Origin of the sequence: Streptosporangium sp. NPDC002544 (assembly GCF_040295965.1) — a bacterium.
GTDB lineage: Bacteria > Actinomycetota > Actinomycetes > Streptosporangiales > Streptosporangiaceae > Streptosporangium.
In genome coordinates this window covers 326775-345536 of the sequence record NZ_JBEOWJ010000001.1, presented here as the reverse complement: position 1 = coordinate 345536, position 18762 = coordinate 326775, and the positions used below count along the sequence as shown (strand labels likewise).

Below are 18762 nucleotides of genomic sequence, written 5' to 3'. Positions count from 1 at the left end.
CTCATGAAGTCTCCTGTCCGAATGTTGCTGGCCACATCCTGTGCGCTGGCCATGATCGCCACCCCGACCGCCGCGTGGAGTGCGGAACAACCAAAAACAACGGCCAAGTCGGCGGACAAGGCCAAGCCCGCCCCCAAGCCCGTGCCGGTGGACTGCACGAAGGTCAAGTGCATCGCGCTGACCTTCGACGACGGCCCCGGCAAGTACGCCGACAAGCTGCTCGACACCTTCAAGAAGTACAACTCCAAGGCGACGTTCTTCCTTGAGGGTCAGTACGTGAAGTCCCGCCCCGCGTTCGCCAAGCGGATGGTCGCCGAGGGCCACGACATCGGCAACCACAGCTACAGCCACCCGCACCTGCGGGAGCTGTCCGAGGACAAGATCCGCGAAGAGCTGACCAAGACCCAGGACATCGTCAAGAAGTCCACCGGGAAGTACCCGACGACGATCCGGCCGCCCTACGGCGAGTTCGACCAGCGGGTCACGGCGATCGCCACCGAGATGGGCATGCCGATCGTCCTGTGGAACGGCGGCTCCCGCGACTGGGCGACCAAGAACGAGAAGGCCATCTACGACGAGGTGCTCAAGAACGCCAAGCGTGACGGGGTCATCCTCATGCACGACTGGGTCGAGCAGACGGTCAAGGTGATGCCGAAGCTGCTGACCGCGCTGCAGAAGCAGGGCTACCACGTGGTGGCGGTCTCCTCGCTGCGCGGTGCCAAGGCCACAAAGGCCGGAGAGGTCTACCCCGTCGGCTCCGAGAAGAACGAGGACCTGACCTCCGAGTCGCCCACCGGCGACCCGGGCGACTGGGCGGAGTCACCCGCGGACGGCAGCTGAGCCGCCTCACCCGAGGACGCCCTCTTGGCCATCTCAGCTGAGGGCGTCCTCTCGGTGATCTCGTCCGCGGACCGCCGCCGAGCCAGCCGCCTGCCCAGCCGCTGCATGGGAAGCTCCACGTAGCGGTGGGTGAGCAGGCTCAGGCCAAGCACCACCAGCACGAACGCCGCGGACAGGGAGAGCTGCACCACCGGCCCCGCGGCCCGCACGTCCCCGACAACGGCGTGCGCGATCCGCAGCAGCGGGTGATGCAGCAGGTAGACCGAGTAGCTGACCAGCCCCAGCCAGACGAGGAACCTGGGCAGCCGGCGCTCGCGCAGGGCCATCGCGCCCGCGAACGACACCCCGGCCAGCGCCATGGTGACGAACCACGGCCCCGGCTGCACCCACCACCAGCCGGCCTGCTCCGACCAGACCGGGGCCAGCGCCACGAACACCGTCGCGGCCGCCACCGGCCAGAGGGCTCCCTCCCCGTGCTCCCAGCGGCGGATCGCGGTCCCGGCGAACATCACCGCGAGAATCGCCGCCCCCAGCCACGGGACGAAACCGGAGAAGATCAGCAGCACCACGGCCATCGCACCGAGGACATATGCGGCGATCTTCGTGAACCGTCCGCCGATCAGGCAGGCCAGGCCCGCGAAGAACAGCACGCCGGACACGTACGCGGGCCCGGAGCCCTTCAGCAGCGGCCCCGTCAACACCAGCCCCGCCACGACCGCGACCGCCCCGAAGCCGATGGCGAAGGCACCGCTCGCGCGGTGCACCCCGCCGACGAACAGCGCGGTGACGATCAGGTAGAAGACCATCTCGTACGAGAGCGTCCACATGGTGTCGGCCAGGCCGCCCAGGTGCACCACGTCCAGCAGCATCGTGGCGTGCGCGGACACCGAGGCCAGGTCCCTGGGCACCTGCTCGCGGACGGGCATCCAGATCGCCATGACCAGGACTCCCACCGCGACCAGCAGGTAGATCGGGTAGAGCCGGAACACGCGGCTGATCCAGAAGGCCCGCACATCACCGCGCCGCTCCAGCGAAACCGGGATGATGTACCCGCTGACCAGGAAGAACACCAGGACGCCGTACATCCCGAGGTTGAACCAGTACGGCCGCAGGGCGGGCATGAACCAGGGCAGCATGTGCTCCAGCAACACGGCGACCGCGCCGATCCCACGCAGCGCGTCGAGCCACGCCAGGCGGGGGACGGAAGTCTTGGTGGAGCCTGCGCCGGTCAGGGTGGAGGAGGACACCCGCCCCAACTTACCGTTCGGCACCCCGTGAAACCCCGCCATCAGCGGTAACCGTCCCCGGTGGACGGAGACCGGCATCGCTCCGACTACCAAGAGGTAGTGATTTGTAACGCTCCGTAAAGGATGCGCCAAAGTCGGCCGATGGCGCGCGAATCAAGTATTCACCGGACCGGGCGTCCATTATATTGCGATATTAGGATCTTTGTCCGATTATCTATGGCCGCAGCCCAGACACTGCTTGGAAATCACCGCCAACAGTGGCAATCGCTCGCCCCGGTCGGCCCGGGGAAATCAAGCCACGGCACCGGCAAGGCACCACCGGGTTCGCTCCGGGAGAGAAACCATGACCGACGAGAAACCCCGTAACCCAGAAAACAGCCGGCCCAGCGGAGAATGTCCGGCAGGTGCCTTTGGGCGGCGGTCGTTTCTTCAGGGCACACTCGTCACCGGCCTCGTCGGAGCGGCGGACAGAAGCCCACCGGGCAGCGACGCGCCCCTCGCCGACAGATCGGCGGGCGGCAACGCGAGCACGGGTGCGATTCCGTTCCACGGCTACCACCAGGCGGGCATCGCCGATCCTCCACAACCGGTCGGGAGCTTCGCCTCCTTCGACGTGACCGCCGCCGACCGCGGAGAACTCATCGAGTTGTTCCGCACGCTGACCGCGCGGGCCCGCTTCCTCACCACCGGCGGCACGCCACCGAAGGCGCCCCCGGGGTCACCGCCACCGGACAACGACATCCTGGGACCCAGGATCGTGCCGGACAACCTCACCATCACCGTCGCCCTCGGCGCGACCCTCTTCGACGGCCGCTACGGACTGGGCGCGCGCAAGCCGATCCAGCTCATCACCATGCAGCCCTTCCGTCACGACGACCTGGACCCCGGGCTGTCCCAGGGCGACGTGCTGGTACAGATGTGCGCCGATCACCGCGACACGACGGTGCACGCGCTGCTCGACATCCTTGCCCACACCGACGGCGTGATGAAGCCGCGCTGGCGTATCGACTGCCAGCGCAATCCGCCGCGCCCCGCCGGTACGCCGCGGGACTGGTTCGGTTTCAAGGACGGCATCGCCAACCCGGACACCACGAACACCGCCCAGATGGACCGGCTGGTCTGGGTGCAGCCGCACACCGCCGAACCCGCCTGGGCGGCGGGCGGTACCTACCAGGTGCTGCGCATCGTCCGGTTCAACCTCGAAGCCTGGCAGAAGCTGCCCCTTGCCCAACAGGAGCGGATCTTCGGCCGCCGCAAGGCCAGCGGCGCCCCGATGTACGCCATGTCCGAGAACGCCTCCGACCTCCTCGATCCCGTCTACACCAACGACCCGCAGGGGCTGATCACCCCGCTGAACTCGCATGTCCGCCTGGCCAATCCGCAGACCCCGCAGACCGCGGCGACCAGCACCATCCTGCGTCGCAGCTACGACTACAACCAGACTCTCGGCGTACACGGTGGCCTTGACCTGGGGCATGCGTTCTGCTGCTTCCAGCGCGAGCTGAACACCTACATCACCATGCAGACCCGGCTGGAGGGCGAGGCACTGGTGCCGTTCATCAGCCCGCGGGGCGGGGGCTACTTCTTCGCCCCTCCGGGCGTGCGCGATGACCGGGACTACTACGCCCGTGGACTCCTGACCTGATCGCCACCTCCGGCGAGAGGCGGTCCGGGCCACAGACCGAACCTTTGCGATGCGCACGGGAGGCAAGATGCGTTTCCTCCGGCGAGTCCGGGCCGGCACCGCCGGTCGGCGGCGAAGAAGGGCACTCGGGACGGCGCTGGGGGTCGGCCTCGGGCTCCTGCCGGCCTCCGGCCTGCCCGCCGCGCCGGCCGGTCCGGCCTCGGCGCCCCCCGCGGTCGTCCTCCCGGGCGCCGGTGGCCACGTGTACGTCACCAACCAGCTCGACAACACGGTCTCCGTGATCGACGCCCGAACGAACAAGGTCATCGCGACCGTGCCGGCCGGTACGGCGCCCGAAGGCATCGCGGTCGCCCCGGACGGCAGGCACGCCTACATCGCCGACAACGGATCGGCCGAGGTCTCGGTGCTCGACACCCGGACCAGAAAGATCGTCGCCACCGTACCGGTCGGAAAGGCCCCCAGCGGTGTCGAGCTGAGTCCGGACGGCGGGTTCCTCTACGTGGCCAACGGCGGTTCGAACAGCGTCTCGGTGCTCGACACCCGGACCAACCGGGTGACCGCGTCCGTCCCGGTCGGGATCTCCCCGGTGAGCGTGACCGTCAGTCGCGACGGCGCCGAGGCCTACGTCGCCAACGCCGGATCGGGCAGCGTGTCGGTCATCGACACCCGTACGCGTCGGACCACCCGGGTCCTTCCCGCAGGCCGCTCCCCGGTGGGCGTCGCCGTCACCCCGGACGGCCGGTCGGTCTACGTCGCCGACGAGGTGGCGGCGAGCGTCTCGGTCGTCGGAACCCGTACCGGCACGATCACGGCTACCGTGCCGGTCGGCGAGGGCCCTTTCGACGTGGCGCTCGGACCGGACGGCCGGTCGGCCTACGTCACCGCTCTCGGACCCGGCCAGGTATCCATGATCGACACCCGTAGCCACCGCGTCTCGGCGACGGTTTCCGTGGGGCCTCCGGGCACCGACCCGTTCAACGTGGCGGTCACTCCCGGCGCGGTCTACGTCACGCAGCAGGGGGCGGGCACCCTCGCGGTCATCGACCCGAGAACCTTCAAGGTCGTCACGACCGTCACGGTCGGCAGCAACCCGTACGGCGTAGCGGTGGGCCCGTGACGACCGTCCCGTCCGCCGGGTCGCCGTCAGCCCGGCACCGGCCACGGTTCCCGCGCGTGTCCCCGACCGTGGGAAGGCCGAGACCTGCGCCTTCCGGGCCGGGGACACCGGCCCGCCGATCGACCACGTTCCGGCGAGAGCGCCTACTCCCACTCGATGGTGCCCGGGGGCTTGCTGGTCACGTCCAGCACCACCCTGTTGACCTCGCGGACCTCGTTGGTGATGCGGGTGGAGATGCGGGCGAGCACGTCGTAGGGGACGCGGGACCAGTCGGCGGTCATGGCGTCCTCGCTGGAGACCGGGCGCAGCACGATCGGGTGGCCGTAGGTGCGGCCGTCGCCCTGGACGCCCACCGAGCGGACGTCGGCGAGCAGCACGACCGGGCACTGCCAGATCTCCCGGTCGAGACCTGCGCGGGAGAGCTCCTCGCGGGCGATGGCATCCGCCTCGCGGAGGATCTCCAGGCGCTCGCGGCTGACCGCGCCGACGATGCGGATGCCCAGCCCCGGGCCGGGGAACGGCTGGCGCCAGACCATGGTGGCGGGCAGGCCCAGCTCCTCGCCGGCCCGGCGGACCTCGTCCTTGAACAGCGCGCGGAGCGGCTCCACCAGCGAGAACTGAAGATCGTCGGGGAGGCCTCCGACGTTGTGGTGGGACTTGATGTTGGCGGTGCCGGTGCCGCCGCCCGACTCGACCACGTCGGGGTAGAGGGTGCCCTGGACGAGGAAGTCGACGGGGCCGTCGGCGATGATGGCGCGCTGCTCGTCCTCGAAGACCCTGATGAACTCGCGCCCGATGATCTTGCGCTTCTCCTCGGGGTCGGTGACCCCTTCGAGCGCCTTCAGGAAGCGCTCCTGGGCGTCGGCCACCCGGAGCTTGACCCCGGTGACGGCCACGAAGTCGCGCTCGACCTGCTCGGCCTCCCCCTTGCGCAGCAGCCCGTGGTCGACGAAGACACAGGTCAGGCGGTCACCGATGGCCCGCTGGACCATGGCGGCGGCCACCGCGGAGTCGACGCCGCCGGAAAGCCCGCAGATGGCGCGGCCCTCGGGGCCGATCTGGGCGCGGATCGCCTCGACCGCGTCCTCGACGATGTTGAGCATCGTCCAGGAGGGGCGGCAGCCCGCGGCGTCCAGGAAGTGCTTCAGCACCGCCTGGCCGTGCTCGGAGTGCAGGACCTCGGGGTGGAACTGGACGCCGTACAGGCCCAGTTCGGGGTTCTCGAAGGCGGCGACGGGCGTCTCGGCGGTCGCGGCGGTGACCGTGAAGCCCTCGGGGGCGGCGGAGACGCTGTCCCCGTGGGACATCCAGACCGACTGCTTTGCGGGCAGCCCCGCGAAGAGCACGCCCTGGTCGCTCACCTCCAGGTGGGTACCGCCGTACTCGGCGGTGCCGGTCCTGGCCACCTCTCCGCCCAGCTCCTGGGCCATGACCTGGAAGCCGTAGCAGATGCCGAAGGTCGGCACACCGGTGTCGAACAGGCCCTCGGGCGCGGCCGGGGCGCCCTCGGCGTACACCGACGAGGGACCGCCGGACAGGATGATGGCCTTGGGCTTCTTGGCCATCATCTCCGCCACCGGCATCGTCGACGGGACGATCTCGGAGTAGACGTGGCATTCACGCACCCTTCGCGCGATCAGCTGCGCGTACTGCGCGCCGAAATCGACGACCAGGACCGTGTCGAACTCAGACACCAAGACCCCCAAAAGGAACAGAGCGGTGTTGCCAGTCTATCGGCGCCCGTCAGCGCGCTACTCGTGGATGGGAAACGGGGGCAGTTTCCCCGCGAGCAGGGCCTCGGTCTGGTCGCGCAGGCCCGCCGCGTAGCCGGGATGGGTGAAGACCAGGAAACGCTCCTCGCGGATGGCCGCCACCGCGGCGAGCGCCACCTGTTCGGGGTCGATGCCCCGTTCCACCAGGCCGTCGATGATCCCGACGGAGGCCGCCTCGTCCTCGGTGGGCCTGGCGACCGCGAGATTCTCCGGCCGGACCCGTTCCGAGCGGTTGATGCCGGTCCGCACCCCGCCCGGGCAGAGCGCGGTCACCCGGAGCTTGGAACCGGCTACCGCGAGGTCCTGGGCGAGGGACAGCGAGGCGGCGAACGCGGCGTACTTCGAGACCGAGTAGGCGCCGGAGAACGGCGCGGCGAACAGCCCCGCCACCGAGACGGTGTTGAGGATGTGACCCTCGGTGTCCTGGGCGATCATACGGGGGACGAAGGCCCGGATCCCGTGGAGCACACCCCAGAGGTTCACCCCGAGCAGCCAGGCGAAGTCCTCGGGCCTTCTCGTCCACATCTGACCGCCCTGGAAGACCCCCGCGTTGTTGCACAGTACGTGGACCGCGCCCAGTTCGCCGAAGGTCCGGTCGGCGAGGTGCTGCACGGCCGCCTGGTCGGAGACGTCGGTGATCTCGGTGATGACCTTGGCCCCCTCCACCAGCGAGGCGGTCTCCGCGAGAGGGCCCGGATCGATGTCGGCGAGCATGAGGGCCATCCCCTCCGCTGCCAGGCCCAGCGCGAGCGCCCGGCCTATCCCGCTGCCCGCCCCTGTGACAACCGCGACCTTGCCTGACAGTTCACGCATCGCGCCGCCTCCCCTGCTGCCTTACCTAGCGACCAGTTGGGCACAAAACTAACGTTAAGCTCACCACCAGTCGAGGAGGCAGGCCATGACCGGCACCGGAGTCATCGTCACCGGCGGAGCGTCAGGGATCGGAAGGGCCTGCGCGCTCGCGCTCGCCGAGGCCGGGCGCCCGGTCGCGATCTGGGATCTCGACGAGACGGGCGCCAAGGAGACCGCCTCCTTCGTCGCCATGAACGGCGCCCCGGCGATCTCCGTCACCGTCGACGTCACCGACGCCTCGTCCTTTCCCGCCGCGGTCGCCACCAGCCGCGACGCCCTGGGGGCGATCGGCGGCCTCGTGCACGCGGCCGGGATCGCGGCCCCCCTGGGCGTCGGCGAGCTGACCGAGGCTGCCTGGGACGCGGTGCTCAACGTCAACCTGCGCGCCCACGCCCTGCTGGTCAAGGCCCTGCTTCCGGACCTGCGCAAGCAGGAGGGCTCCGCGGTCGTCGGCATCTCCTCGGTCGAGGGCCTGGTCGGGCAGGCGTTCATCCCGGCCTACTGCTCTTCCAAGGCGGGCATGCTCGGCCTGACCCGCTCCATGGCCCACGAACTGGCGCCGATCCGGATCAACGCCGTCTGCCCCGGCTACATCGACACCCCCATGCTCGTCAAAGCCACCGGCGGCGACCAGAGCTTCATGGAGTCCTTCAAGCGCAAGTCCCTCTTCCACCGTCTCGGCCGCCCCGGGGAGGTCGCCGCGGCCGTACGGTTCCTGCTGAGCGACGAGGCGTCCTTCATCACCGGCACCCACCTGGTCGTCGACGGCGGCGCCACGGCCGTCGACCGCTGATCCCGCGGGTGACGCGGTTCGATCCGCCGTTCGGCCCGGCGGACGCGGCGCCGAGGACCCGCCGGAACCGGCCGTGGCACCGAGGTCATCCGATGCCTCCAGCGTGGAGACCCCCGCCTTCAGGCGGGGGAGGAAACGCGGCACGGTGCCGCGTTTCCGGGTGGGTGGTGTAGCCGTAGCCGTCGGCTCGCTGGAGCAGGCGGACGTGGCGGTGGCCGATTCCCTGCACGGTGCCGTGCCGGGTGGTGATGTTGAATTTTCCGGTGGAGCGGACCGCGACCCGCCCGGTGTGAACTCCGGCCTTCTTGCCGGTCGGGACGGTCGCGCGGACCAGGTCGCCGGTGGCGAACCCCTTGACGTGCTTGATCCGGGGGAGTCGTAGCCGGGGGAAGCCGTAGCGGTCGGTGCGGGTACGGCAGTAGGTGCCGCGCCCGGTCGCCTTGACCACGAGCACGGTGGACGGCCAGGTGGTCACGGTGTCGAGCGAGCCGACGTGCAGCGCGTCCAACGTGTGCGACTTCGGTGCGCCGGTGCGGGAGCGGTTCCATTTGGTGCGCCCGCCGGAGGCGCCTGCCACGGGTAGGCCGGTGGCCTTCAGCTCCTGCCACAGTGCCCAGCGGGTGGTGTTGACGGCGGCGGCGTCGCGCAGCGGAGCCTTCGCCTGCTTGAGGATCTTTGCCAGGAGGGCGGGCTTGCCCTTGAGGAAATCCTCCATGGGGGTGGCGTTCTTGGTCTGGTTGCAGCCGATGCAGGCCAGGGTCAGGTTGCTGACGCGCTCAGAGCCGCCCCGGCTGCGGGGGCGGATGTGGTCGAGGTTGAGCGGCACACCGCTCGCGCCGCAGTAGGCGCAGGTGCGCCCCCACTTGGCCAGCAGGTATTCGCGGACCTCGTACCCGGCGAGAGTGCCCCGCTGGTACTCCGCTCCTTCGAGCGGCCGCCCGGCCGACAGGGCGTGGGTGTCGAAGGAGACCTTCTCCACGTGGACGGCGGCCACGGGCGCCCACCGGGCCAGCCGCACCACCTGCGACATGGTGGTGTCGACGCGGTGTCGCAACGACGGTGCCAGCCACCCCTTCGGCCTGGTGCGGTTGAGAAACCGGGGGGCACGGTAGCGCAGGTTCCGCCCCCGGCGCCCCCGGCGCAGTGCGGCCCGCGAGGCGAGCCTGTCACGGATCGCTCCGCCTCGGTGGTCGAGCCGGATTGAGTACCTCCCTGTCCGGCTCCCGTCGCGGTCGGTGAACACGGCCAGGCCGGTGTGCTTGGAGCCGGGGTCGATACCGACCTGTACGCCTGCCACGGCGGAGTCGGCAGCCGACCGGTCTTTGAGGCGGATGACGAACGGGGTGTGACGCACCACCACCGCCCGCCCGGCCGCCAGCAGGCGACGGGCACGGGCAGGATGGCAGGGGTCAAGCGGGTGGCCGTGGCGGTCGAGGACGAACACGGCCGGGTGAACCTCACGGTTCGCTCCCTCAGGCGTCGAAGCGCCCTCGGGGTGACGCCGATCCGGTGGTGCGGCCGAACCGATCTCCCCTCGCCCAGGTTCCATGCCAGTGCCCGGCGTCGCCGGGAGTCCGTGAGCCGTTTCGTGCCCACCCTCGGGCGTGTCTGCTCCCACGGATTCCAGAGCGGCAGGCTGAGGAAGCACCTGCCGGTGGGTCTGCTCACCTACATGAAACGTAGCCATCTGGATCACACCTCCAGTTCGTGATGGCTAGGGCTGGTCAACGCGGGGCTTCGAAGCGCATCGCTGCGCCTCAAGCCCCCTCCTTCAGGAGGGGGTCGTTGACGGCTTCGAGTGACGATCGCCGGGGCGAGAGTGAAGGGCGTGGTCGAGGAGGCCCAGGGGTGGGGAGCCGAGGTCGAACATCGCGGTGTGGAAGCGTTTAAGGCCGAAGTCGGGGCCCCAGGCGGTTCTGGCGCGGTCGCGGAGGTCGAGGATCTCCAGCTTGCCCCAGGTGTAGCGGCCGTAGGTGGGGTCGAAGGTGGCCCGCGCCGCCTCGGAGCCGGCCGCCGAGCCGACGATGTGGGTGTCGGCGGCGAAACGGCGGGCGGCCTCCTCGACGGTCATCGCACCGGAGTGCACGCCGATCGCGCAGGCCAGCCGGGTCACCCTGATCAGCGCCTCCAGCCAGACGCCGATCTCGAAGCGCGGGTCCTCCGGCGCGAAGCCCTCCTCGACGCAGAGCTCCTCGGCGTAGTGCGCCCAGCCCTCGACGAAGGCCAGCGACATCAGCGTCCGCCGCACGTCGGAGCGGGCGCGGCGGAGCGCTCGGCCGTGCGAGAAGTGCCCGGGGGCGACCTCGTGCACGTTGATCGCGGGGAGCGTGGTCTCGCTGAAGACCTCCAGCCACTCCTCGATGTCGCCCTGCGGCCACGAGGGGTCGGGCGGGGTGATGTGGTACCACGAGGGGCCGTCGGGCTCGCCGGGCGCCGACCAGCTGATCATGGCCATGGCCCACCGGCGCGACTCGGGCGCGATGCCGACCAGGCACTCCCCGTCGTGGTAGGGCACCAGGTCCCTCTCCCTGGTGAAGGCGATGGCGCTCTCGGTGCCGATCCTGGCCGCCTCGATCACGCCCTCCGGGCCGGGGTGCTGCTTGACGAGCTCGCGCGCCACGTCCAGCGGCGGCCGATCCCCGAATCCCAGCGCCGCGCAGGACTCCGCCAGCCTGGCCATCAGCCGGTCGCGCTCGGCGTCGGCCCGCTCGGCCAGCCGTCCCAGGTCGACCGGGAGGCCGTCGCCCGCGCCCATCAGCCGGGCGAGACCTTCGGCGCCGAGCGAGGCGTCCGGGTCGCCGGAGTGCGCGGCCTTCTCGACGTGCTCCACCAGCCGGGCGTGCGCCCTGAACGCCGCCTCGCGCACGCTCTCCTTCGCGTCGCGGGGCACCCCGGCGGCCAGGCCGCGTACCGCCCCGAGCAGCGCGGTCGCGACGGGGGCGCTGAGCAGGTCGAGCGAGGCGACCGCGTTGTCCACCGCCTCCGGCCAGCGGGCGAGGTGGGCCTGCTTGGCGGCGTTCCGCTCGGCCTCGGGGGCGTACTCACGGTCGTAGGTGGCCAGGTCCAGGTTGCCGACGTGCTCCATGGGGCTACGCCGGTGCAGCTCCAGCTCGGCGAACTGCACCCGCGCGGCCTCCTCGAAGATCTGCAGGTGCGCCGCGTCATAGGGATCCTCGGGCAGCGGCCCCTGACCGAGCGCGGCCAGCCCGGCGCGCACCCCCGCCGGTGACAGGTCCTGGATCAGGCCGTCGTACTCGTGCCGCCCGGCCATTTCCCGGACACCGGAGACATTGAGGTCGCACACCGCCCGAAGGCGGCCGTCGAGTTCGGTCATGGTCGCGACGCTATATCAGGACGGGCTCCAGGGGACCTGGCACGGCGTCCGCACCGGGATTCACCCGTTCACCGGGGACCGGCCCTGCTGGATTCAGGGATTCCCCAGTTCGGCGATCCGGTCGAGCAGTGCCTCCAGCGTCTTGTCGTCCGTGGCCGGGGCCATGACGGTCACCCGCAGGTGGCGGACCCCGCCGATCTCCGCCGAGGTCAGTTGGAAGGCGCCGTCCGCCATCAGGCGCTCGCGGACGTCCGCCGGGTCGGCGGTGCCGTACCTGAAGCAGACGATGTTGCTCTCCGGCTCGTACGGGCACTCGAAGCCCGGCCGCTCGCGGGCCAGCTCCCAGAAGCGGTGCGCGGTGGCGTACTGCCGCGCGACGTGCTCGCCCAGGCCGCGCTCGCCCCGCCAGGCCAGGTTGAGGAAGATCTTCAGGCCCAGCTCGGCCTTGCTGCACTCCACGGTCCTGCCGATGAGGTCGAAGCCCTGCTCCCCGTAGAACAGGTAGCTGGCCCGCTGCTGGAAGGCCGCGTCCAGGTCGCCCTCACGCCGGGTCAGCACCGCGGCGGCCAGGCTGGAGGTACGCAGCATCTTGTGCGCGTCCCAGATCAGCGAGTCGGCGAGTTCGATCCCGTCGAGCAGGTGGCGGTGCTCGGCGGCCAGCAGCGCCGAGGCGCCGTGGGCGCCGTCCACGTGGAACCAGACACCGCTCTCCGCGCAGAACTCGCCGATCCCGCGCAGGTCGTCGTAGAGCCCGGTCCCGGTCGCGCAGGCGTTCGCCACCAGGGCCATCGGCCGCCGCCCGGCCTCGCGTACCCGTTCCAGGGCATCCGGCAGGCGGGCGACGTCGACCCTGCCGAGCCCGTCCACGTCCAGTGGCATGACCGCGCGCTCCCCCAGCCCGAGGATCGCGGCCGCGCGGCTGAGCGAGTAGTGCGCCGCGGCGGGGGCGAGCAGGGCGAGGTCACCGGGGACGCCGTCGGTCCACGCGTCGGGGGCGACCGCCGCCCGCGCGGCCAGCAGCGCGGTGAGGTTGGCCAGCGAGCCACCGTGGGTGAGGACCCCGCCGCCCGCCTCGCCGAACCCGACCTTGCCCAGCATCCAGCGCAGCACCTCGAACTCGACGGTCGCCGCCGAGGCGCCCATCTCGTAGACCGCCATCGGGTTGTTGGTCGCGCCGTGCACGAAGTCGGCGAGGGCGGCGGGGAAGTCGGGCGCGGCGATCTGATGTCCCAGGTAGGCCGGGTGATGCATCCGGGTGCCCTCGGCGAGGTAGCCGCGCAGGAACTCCCCGTGGCTCTCCGCCGTCATCCCGCCCTCGCGGATCCACCGGGCGAGCCCGAGCCGCTCGGCCAGCTCGCCCGGGGGCCTGCGCCGGATGACCGGCGCCGCCCCCGCCTGGCTCTCCGCCACGTAGGCGGCCAGCTCATCGACGGTCACCCCGGCCGCGCGCGCGAACTCCTCGACATTCCACATCACATCGGGATACTGCTCGAATTCACCACCCCCCGCCAACCGAGCCGAACGCGCACCTCACCAAGTGCCCTCAGGTGATGTCCACGATGGGGAGGCGGAGGGCGCCTGGGGCGGCGGCCGGGACGACAGGGTTCGCCGGGGCGACGGGCGCGAGGCGGGCGTACGGGGAGCCCTGGGCGGGGCGGGGGTCGGCCTCTCCCCGGTTGGGCCAGAAGGCCATCGCGCGCTCGGCCTGGGCGGTGATGGTGAGGGAGGGATTGACGCCGGGGTTGGCGGAGACCGCGGAGCCGTCGACGACGTGCAGGCCCGGATGGCCGTGGACGCGGTGGTAGGGGTCGATCACCCCGGTCTCCGGCCCGGCGCCGATGGCGCAGCCGCCCAGGAAGTGGGCGGTGGCCGGGATGTCGAACAGGTCGAGCCAGGTGCCGCCCGGCATGCCGCCGATCTCCTCGGCCGCGTGCCGGACGAACTCGTGCCCGGCGGGCAGCCAGGTGGGGTTGGGCTCGCCGTGGCCTCGCCCTGAGCGGAGCCTGCGGCCGAAGAGCCCCCTGCGTATGGACAGGGTGATCGAGTTGTCCTTGGCCTGCATGACCAGCGCGATGATCGTGCGCTCGGACCAGCGGCGGTGGTCGAACAGCCTCGGCACCAGGTGGGGCCTGCGCAGGGCCTCGCCGAGGAACTTGAGCCAGCGCGGCGCTCCGCCGCCGTCGATGAGCAGGGTGCGGAGCAGGCCCATCGCGTTGGAACCGTCACCGTAGCGGACCGGCTCGATGTGCGTGTGGGCGTCGGGATGGATGGAGGAGGTGATCGCCACCCCGTGGTTGAGCTTCTCCCCCTTGACCGACGGGCGCTCGAAGCCGAGCAGGGCCTCGGAGTTGGTCCTGGTGAGGGTGCCCAGCCGGTCGGAGAGCCGGGGCAGGGTCCCGGTGGCCTTGAGCCGGTGCAGCAGGCGCTGGGTGCCGTACGTCCCCGCCGCGAAGATCACGTGCTCGGCGGTGAACGCGCGGCGGCGCCAGGGCGCGCCCGTCCGGTGCGTCTCGACCCGGTAGCCGCCGCCGGCCGGGACGACCGAGGTGACCGTGGTCTCGGGCAGGACCGTGGCCCCAGCCCCCTCCGCCAGGTAGAGGTAGTTCTTGACCAGCATGTTCTTGGCCCCGTGGCGGCAGCCCGTCATGCACTCGCCGCACTCGGTGCAGCCCCTGCGGCGTGGCCCCGCGCCCCCGAAGTAGGGGTCGTCCACCTCGACGCCCGGAGGGCCGAAGAAGACGCCGACCGGGGCCAGGTGGAAGGTGTCGCCCACGCCCATCCGCTCGGCGACGGTGCGCATCACCTCGTCGGCCCTGGTGACCGTCGGGTTGAGCACCACACCCAGCATCCGCCTGGCCTGGTCGTAGTAGGGGGCGAGCTCGGCCTTCCAGTCGGTGATGCCCGACCACTGGGCATCCTGGAAGAACATCTCCGGCGGCTCGTAGAGGGTGTTGGCGTAGACCAGGGAGCCCCCGCCGACCCCGGCACCCGCCAGGACCATGACGCCGGTGCCCTTCTGGCCGCGGAGCAGGTGGATGCGCTGGATGCCCTTCATGCCCAGCCCCGGCGCCCACAGGAAGTCGCGGGCCCGCCAGGAGGTCTTGGGGAACGTGCCCTCGTCGAAGCGGCGCCCCGCCTCCAGCACCGCGACCCGGTAGCCCTTCTCGGTCAGCCGCAGCGCGGAGACACTCCCGCCGAAGCCGGAGCCGATCACCAGCACGTCATGGTCGAACACGGCGACTCCCTCTCAGACGACGGCCTTCGATGACGACCTCCGGGGACGCCTCGCGCGATCCATGCCTCACTTCAGGTGGAGCGCCTTCATGACCCTGAGCGCGCCCGCGAGGGTGTCGGCGTACTTCTCGTACGCCATGCCGAGGATCGGCTCGAAGCCCAGCCAGGACGCCTGGCTGGAGACGGTCTGCGCCTCGGTGTACCTCAGCAGCCCCTCGGCGCCGTGCCGGCGGCCGAGCCCCGAGGCCTTCATCCCGCCCATGGGCGCGTCGTAGGAGGCGTAGGCCGAGGCGTACCCCTCGTTGATGTTGACGGTGCCCGCCTTGATCCGGGAGGCCAGCGCGCGCCCGCGTGACAGGTCGCGGGTCCAGATGGAGGCGTTGAGCCCGTAGGAGGTGTCGTTCGCCTTCTCGACCGCCTCGTCGTCGTCGCCGAAGCGGTAGATCGCGACCACGGGGCCGAAGGTCTCGGCGCGGCAGAGCTCCATGCTCTCGTCGACGCCGGTCAGGACGGTGGGCTCGTAGAACAGCGGGCCGAGGTCGGGGCGGGCCTTCCCGCCGGCCAGCACCCTGGCGCCCTTGGCGACGGCGTCGTCCACCTGGGCGCCGACCGCCTCCAGCTGCCGCAGCGAGGAGAGCGAGCCCATCTGCACGCTCCAGTCGAGTCCCGCGCCGAGCCGCATGTTCCTGACCTGCCGGACGAACTTCTCCACGAAGGCGTCGTGCACCGAGTCGTGGACGTAGAGCCGCTCGATGGACAGGCAGAGCTGCCCCGCGTTGGTGAAGCAGGCGCGCAGCGCGCCCTGGGTCGCGGTGTCGAGGTCGGCGTCGTCGAGTACCAGCATCGGGTTCTTGCCGCCGAGCTCCAGCGAGCAGCCGATCAGTCGCCTGGCGGCCTCCTCGGCGATCTTCCGGCCGGCCCGGGTGGAGCCGGTGAACGCCACGTAGTCGGCGCCGTCGATCAGCGGGTCGCTCACCTCGGCGGGTTCGCCGAGGACGACCTGCCAGATCTCGCGGGGCATGCCGAGGGAGACCAGCAGGTCGATGGTCCACAGCGTGGACAGCGCGGTCTGGGTGTCGGGCTTGTGGACCACCGCGTTCCCCGCGAGCAGCGCGGGGACGGCGTCGGTGACACCGAGCGAGAGCGGATAGTTCCACGGCGAGATCAGGGCCACCGTTCCCCGGGGCCGGCGCGCCTCGACGGTCCTGGTGGCCACCGGCAGTATCCCGGCCCGCGATCTGGTCTCCAGCAGGCCGGGGGTCCGCCGCGCGTAGTAGAGGGAGCAGCCCGCGACGTCGAGCACCTCCTCGAAGGCGTGCCTGCGCGCCTTGCCGGTCTCCCACTGGACCACGTCGAGGATCTCCTCGCGCCGGTCGAGGATGGCGTTGTGCAGGCGGAGGAAGGGCTCGGCCCGCTCCCTCACGGGCAGCGCCGCCCACGCCCGCTGCGCCTCCCGCGCCGCGGCGTGCGCGGCGCGGACGTCGTCGGCTGTGGAAATGGGCAACTCGGCGAGCACCTCGCCGGTGAACGGCGCCGTGATCTCCTGCGTCTTGCCGGCGGAGGTCACGTGCGGTACGACACGTTCGATCATGCGGGGGTCGAGGGCCCGTGTCATTTCAGGGGGAACGGCCATGTTCGCAGGGTAATCGCGGGAGGCGGGCCGTGGCTACTCACGGGTAGCGAAGCATTGAACCACACCCCCTTCCGATCCGTCGTAGTGGCATGAGGACATCGATTCGTACAGCCGGCGCGGTCACCCTCGCCGCGGCCCTGCTCGCCACGGCGTGCAGTTCTACGGAGACGAAGAGCGGTGCCGGACCCGCGGCACCGGTCACGTTGGGGAACATCAGGCTGGTCTCCTACAGCGGCTGCGACGACATGCTGGCCGGGCTGCGCGCGGCGACGGCGAAGAACGTCGGCCCGTGGGGCCTCGGCGGCCCCCCGATCCTGTACGCGGAGGCGGAGGCGCGGTCGGACGCCGCCGCCGCCAAGGTCGGCGGCGCGGCGCCGCCCGAGCACTCCACCACGAACACGCACGAGGCCGGGGTCGACGAGCCCGACCTGGTGAAGACCGACGGCGACCGGGTGATCACCGTGAACCGCGGCGTGCTCAGGGTGGTGGACAGCGCGACCAGGAAGGTCACCGGCACGCTCAAGCTGGTGGACGCCGAGCAGGCGTGGGCCCCGGCCGACCTGCTGGTCAGCGGGGACAGGGCGCTGGTGCTCTTCTCCGGCGGCGGAATCATCCCGTACGGCGCGGTGGCCAAGCGCGCGCCGAGCCCGGGGCCGCGCTACGTCCTCGTCGACCTGTCCGGGGAGCCGAAGGTGATCGGCTCGCTCACCCCGGACGGCTCCCACGTGGATGCCAGGATGGTCGGCTCGACGGTACGGATCGTGGTCCGCAGCCAGCCGCGGATCGACTTCCCCGACACCGGGTCCGACATCTCGGACAACGAGCGCACCCGGCGGAACACGGAGGTCGTCGCCAGGGCACCGATCGAGGCGTGGCTGCCGAAGTACGAACTGACGTCGGCGACCGGCGTCACCTCGGACCACACCGTCGACTGCGAGCGGGTCAGCCACCCCGCGGAGTACACCGGGACGTCGATGCTGACGGTGCACACCCTCGACCTGTCGCAGGCGCTCGCCGAGACGGCCCCGATCAGCGTGGCCGCCGACGGCGACACCGTCTACGGGACGGGCTCCAGCCTGTACGTGACCAGCAACCCGCACTGGTGGTGGCCCAGGCCGATCGAACCGGCGATCGTCGAGGAGGCCCCGGCCGCCACTCCCACGGTCGCCGCGACCCCGGCCGCCGTCTCGAGCCTGGACCCCGCTCCGACCCTGCTCCCGGAACCGGCCCCGACCCCCACGCCGAGTGACACCGTCTCGCCGACACCGACGGCGACACCGGAGGAGCCTCCGGAGGAGACCGAGGTCCACCGGTTCGACATCACCGTGGCCGGAGCCCCCCGCTACGTCGCCTCGGGCAAGGTGCCGGGCAGGCTGCTCAACCAGTACTCCCTGTCCGAGCACGAGGGGCACCTGCGGGTCGCCACCACCTCGACCGTCGGGCAGGACAGCTCCAGCGCCGTCTACGTGCTCAACGCCGGCACCCTGGCCGAGACCGGCAGGGTCGGCGATCTGGGGCTGGGCGAGCGGATCTACTCGGTCCGCTTCATCGGCCCCGTCGGCTACGTGGTGACGTTCAAGCAGGTGGACCCGCTCTACACGCTCGACCTGCGCGACCCGGCGGCGCCGAGGAAGACCGGCGAGTTGAAGATCACCGGCTACTCGGCCTACCTGCACCCGGCGGGTGACGGGCGGCTGATCGGCGTGGGCCAGGAGGCCAGCGAGAAGGGCCGCACGCTCGGCACCCAGGTCTCCCTGTTCGACGTCAGCGATCCGGCCGACCCGCGCCGCCTGTCGCAGATGTTCCAGAAGGACTCGGGTTCCGAGGCCGAGTGGGACCCGCACGCCTTCCTGTACTGGGCCAAGACCGGGACGGCGGTCCTCCCGCTGAACTCCTGGACGGGCACCGAGCAGACCAACGGGGTCGCCCTGGTCCTCAACATCGGTGATTCCGCGATCACCAGGACCGGCACGATCGTCCACCCCAAGCCCAAGCCGGTCAACGACACCCGCTTCGCCCCCTACGACCCGGGCATCCGCCGCTCGGTCGTGATCGGCGACAGCCTGTGGACGGTCTCCGACCTCGGCCTCAAGGTCAGCGACCTGAAGGACCTGGCCGACCAGGCCTGGATTCCCTTCTCCTGACCTTTCGAAAGCACCCGCCCCGCGCCCCCGCCCCACCGGCGGGGGCGCGCTGAACGTCCCTATTACACCGACATGTCAGCCTTTACAAGATCTTGTCATGACACTTGAATAAGTGTTACCTCTTGCGCAACACACGTGATCCGCGTGTGGC

Annotated in this window: 13 protein-coding genes; 5 read left to right on the top strand and 8 right to left on the bottom strand. The window is 70.9% G+C overall.

The annotated features are described in order from the left end of the window. The first annotated feature begins 21 nt into the window (after positions 1 to 21). Complete coding sequence (locus tag ABT061_RS01635) at positions 22 to 840, top strand: polysaccharide deacetylase family protein (protein WP_350911503.1); 819 nt, start codon at positions 22 to 24, stop codon at positions 838 to 840. Here ABT061_RS01635 and ABT061_RS01630 read toward each other — a convergent pair. Further along, positions 744 to 2087: an acyltransferase family protein gene (locus tag ABT061_RS01630; RefSeq protein ID WP_350911502.1), complete on the bottom strand. Its 1344-nt coding sequence runs from the start codon at positions 2085 to 2087 to the stop codon at positions 744 to 746. The genes ABT061_RS01635 and ABT061_RS01630 overlap by 97 nt on opposite strands. Positions 2088 to 2430: 343 nt before the next feature. Between ABT061_RS01630 and ABT061_RS01625 the strand changes: the two genes are divergently transcribed. Together ABT061_RS01625 and ABT061_RS01620 are read left to right on the top strand one after the other, a co-directional pair. Next, entirely contained in the window at positions 2431 to 3732 is a 1302-nt protein-coding gene (locus tag ABT061_RS01625) for a Dyp-type peroxidase (RefSeq protein ID WP_350911500.1), read from the top strand. Positions 3733 to 3799: 67 nt separating this feature from the next. Then, positions 3800 to 4849, top strand: coding sequence for a YVTN family beta-propeller repeat protein (locus ABT061_RS01620; RefSeq protein ID WP_350911498.1), 1050 nt, complete (start codon positions 3800 to 3802; stop codon positions 4847 to 4849). 143 nt (positions 4850 to 4992) lie between these two features. On the opposite strand, the gene guaA is transcribed toward ABT061_RS01620, so the two are convergent. Beyond that, a complete protein-coding gene (guaA, locus tag ABT061_RS01615; protein WP_451935412.1) occupies positions 4993 to 6564 on the bottom strand; it encodes a glutamine-hydrolyzing GMP synthase in 1572 nt (523 codons plus the stop codon). Between the two features lie 36 nt (positions 6565 to 6600). Next, positions 6601 to 7434, bottom strand: coding sequence for an SDR family NAD(P)-dependent oxidoreductase (locus tag ABT061_RS01610; protein ID WP_350911494.1), 834 nt, complete (start codon positions 7432 to 7434; stop codon positions 6601 to 6603). 85 nt (positions 7435 to 7519) lie between these two features. On the opposite strand from ABT061_RS01610, the gene ABT061_RS01605 reads away from it, so the two are divergent. Beyond that, on the top strand, positions 7520 to 8266 hold the full coding sequence (locus ABT061_RS01605) for an SDR family NAD(P)-dependent oxidoreductase (protein WP_350911492.1): 747 nt from the start codon (positions 7520 to 7522) through the stop codon (positions 8264 to 8266). 85 nt (positions 8267 to 8351) lie between these two features. Here ABT061_RS01605 and iscB read toward each other — a convergent pair whose 3' ends face one another. From iscB to ABT061_RS01580, 5 genes are all read right to left on the bottom strand, one after another. Next, complete coding sequence (iscB, locus tag ABT061_RS01600; RefSeq protein ID WP_350911490.1) at positions 8352 to 9710, bottom strand: RNA-guided endonuclease IscB; 1359 nt, start codon at positions 9708 to 9710, stop codon at positions 8352 to 8354. Positions 9711 to 10037: 327 nt separating this feature from the next. After that, a complete protein-coding gene (locus ABT061_RS01595; RefSeq protein WP_350911488.1) occupies positions 10038 to 11600 on the bottom strand; it encodes a DUF885 family protein in 1563 nt (520 codons plus the stop codon). A 93-nt stretch (positions 11601 to 11693) separates the two neighbouring features. Next, complete coding sequence (locus tag ABT061_RS01590; RefSeq protein ID WP_350911486.1) at positions 11694 to 13073, bottom strand: pyridoxal phosphate-dependent decarboxylase family protein; 1380 nt, start codon at positions 13071 to 13073, stop codon at positions 11694 to 11696. A gap of 70 nt (positions 13074 to 13143) precedes the next feature. After that, the gene (locus tag ABT061_RS01585; protein WP_350911484.1) at positions 13144 to 14835 is read right to left on the bottom strand and encodes a GMC oxidoreductase; all 1692 of its coding nucleotides are present in this window, start codon (positions 14833 to 14835) and stop codon (positions 13144 to 13146) included. A gap of 66 nt (positions 14836 to 14901) precedes the next feature. Next, the gene (locus ABT061_RS01580; RefSeq protein ID WP_350911482.1) at positions 14902 to 16467 is read right to left on the bottom strand and encodes a succinic semialdehyde dehydrogenase; all 1566 of its coding nucleotides are present in this window, start codon (positions 16465 to 16467) and stop codon (positions 14902 to 14904) included. A gap of 89 nt (positions 16468 to 16556) precedes the next feature. On the opposite strand from ABT061_RS01580, the gene ABT061_RS01575 reads away from it, so the two are divergent. Continuing rightward, the gene (locus ABT061_RS01575; RefSeq protein WP_350911480.1) at positions 16557 to 18611 is read left to right on the top strand and encodes a beta-propeller domain-containing protein; all 2055 of its coding nucleotides are present in this window, start codon (positions 16557 to 16559) and stop codon (positions 18609 to 18611) included. Positions 18612 to 18762 lie beyond the last annotated feature (151 nt).

Excerpts from the sequence above, each read along its gene's own strand:
- ABT061_RS01590 (WP_350911486.1), bottom strand. The coding sequence starts at position 13,073 with ATGTGGAATGTCGAGGAGTTCGCGCGCGCGGCCGGGGTGACCGTCGAT.
- ABT061_RS01610 (WP_350911494.1), bottom strand. The coding sequence starts at position 7,434 with ATGCGTGAACTGTCAGGCAAGGTCGCGGTTGTCACAGGGGCGGGCAGC.
- ABT061_RS01575 (WP_350911480.1), top strand. The coding sequence starts at position 16,557 with ATGAGGACATCGATTCGTACAGCCGGCGCGGTCACCCTCGCCGCGGCC.
- ABT061_RS01625 (WP_350911500.1), top strand. The coding sequence starts at position 2,431 with ATGACCGACGAGAAACCCCGTAACCCAGAAAACAGCCGGCCCAGCGGA.
- ABT061_RS01635 (WP_350911503.1), top strand. The coding sequence starts at position 22 with ATGTTGCTGGCCACATCCTGTGCGCTGGCCATGATCGCCACCCCGACC.
- ABT061_RS01605 (WP_350911492.1), top strand. The coding sequence starts at position 7,520 with ATGACCGGCACCGGAGTCATCGTCACCGGCGGAGCGTCAGGGATCGGA.
- ABT061_RS01580 (WP_350911482.1), bottom strand. The coding sequence starts at position 16,467 with ATGGCCGTTCCCCCTGAAATGACACGGGCCCTCGACCCCCGCATGATC.
- ABT061_RS01595 (WP_350911488.1), bottom strand. The coding sequence starts at position 11,600 with ATGACCGAACTCGACGGCCGCCTTCGGGCGGTGTGCGACCTCAATGTC.
- ABT061_RS01620 (WP_350911498.1), top strand. The coding sequence starts at position 3,800 with ATGCGTTTCCTCCGGCGAGTCCGGGCCGGCACCGCCGGTCGGCGGCGA.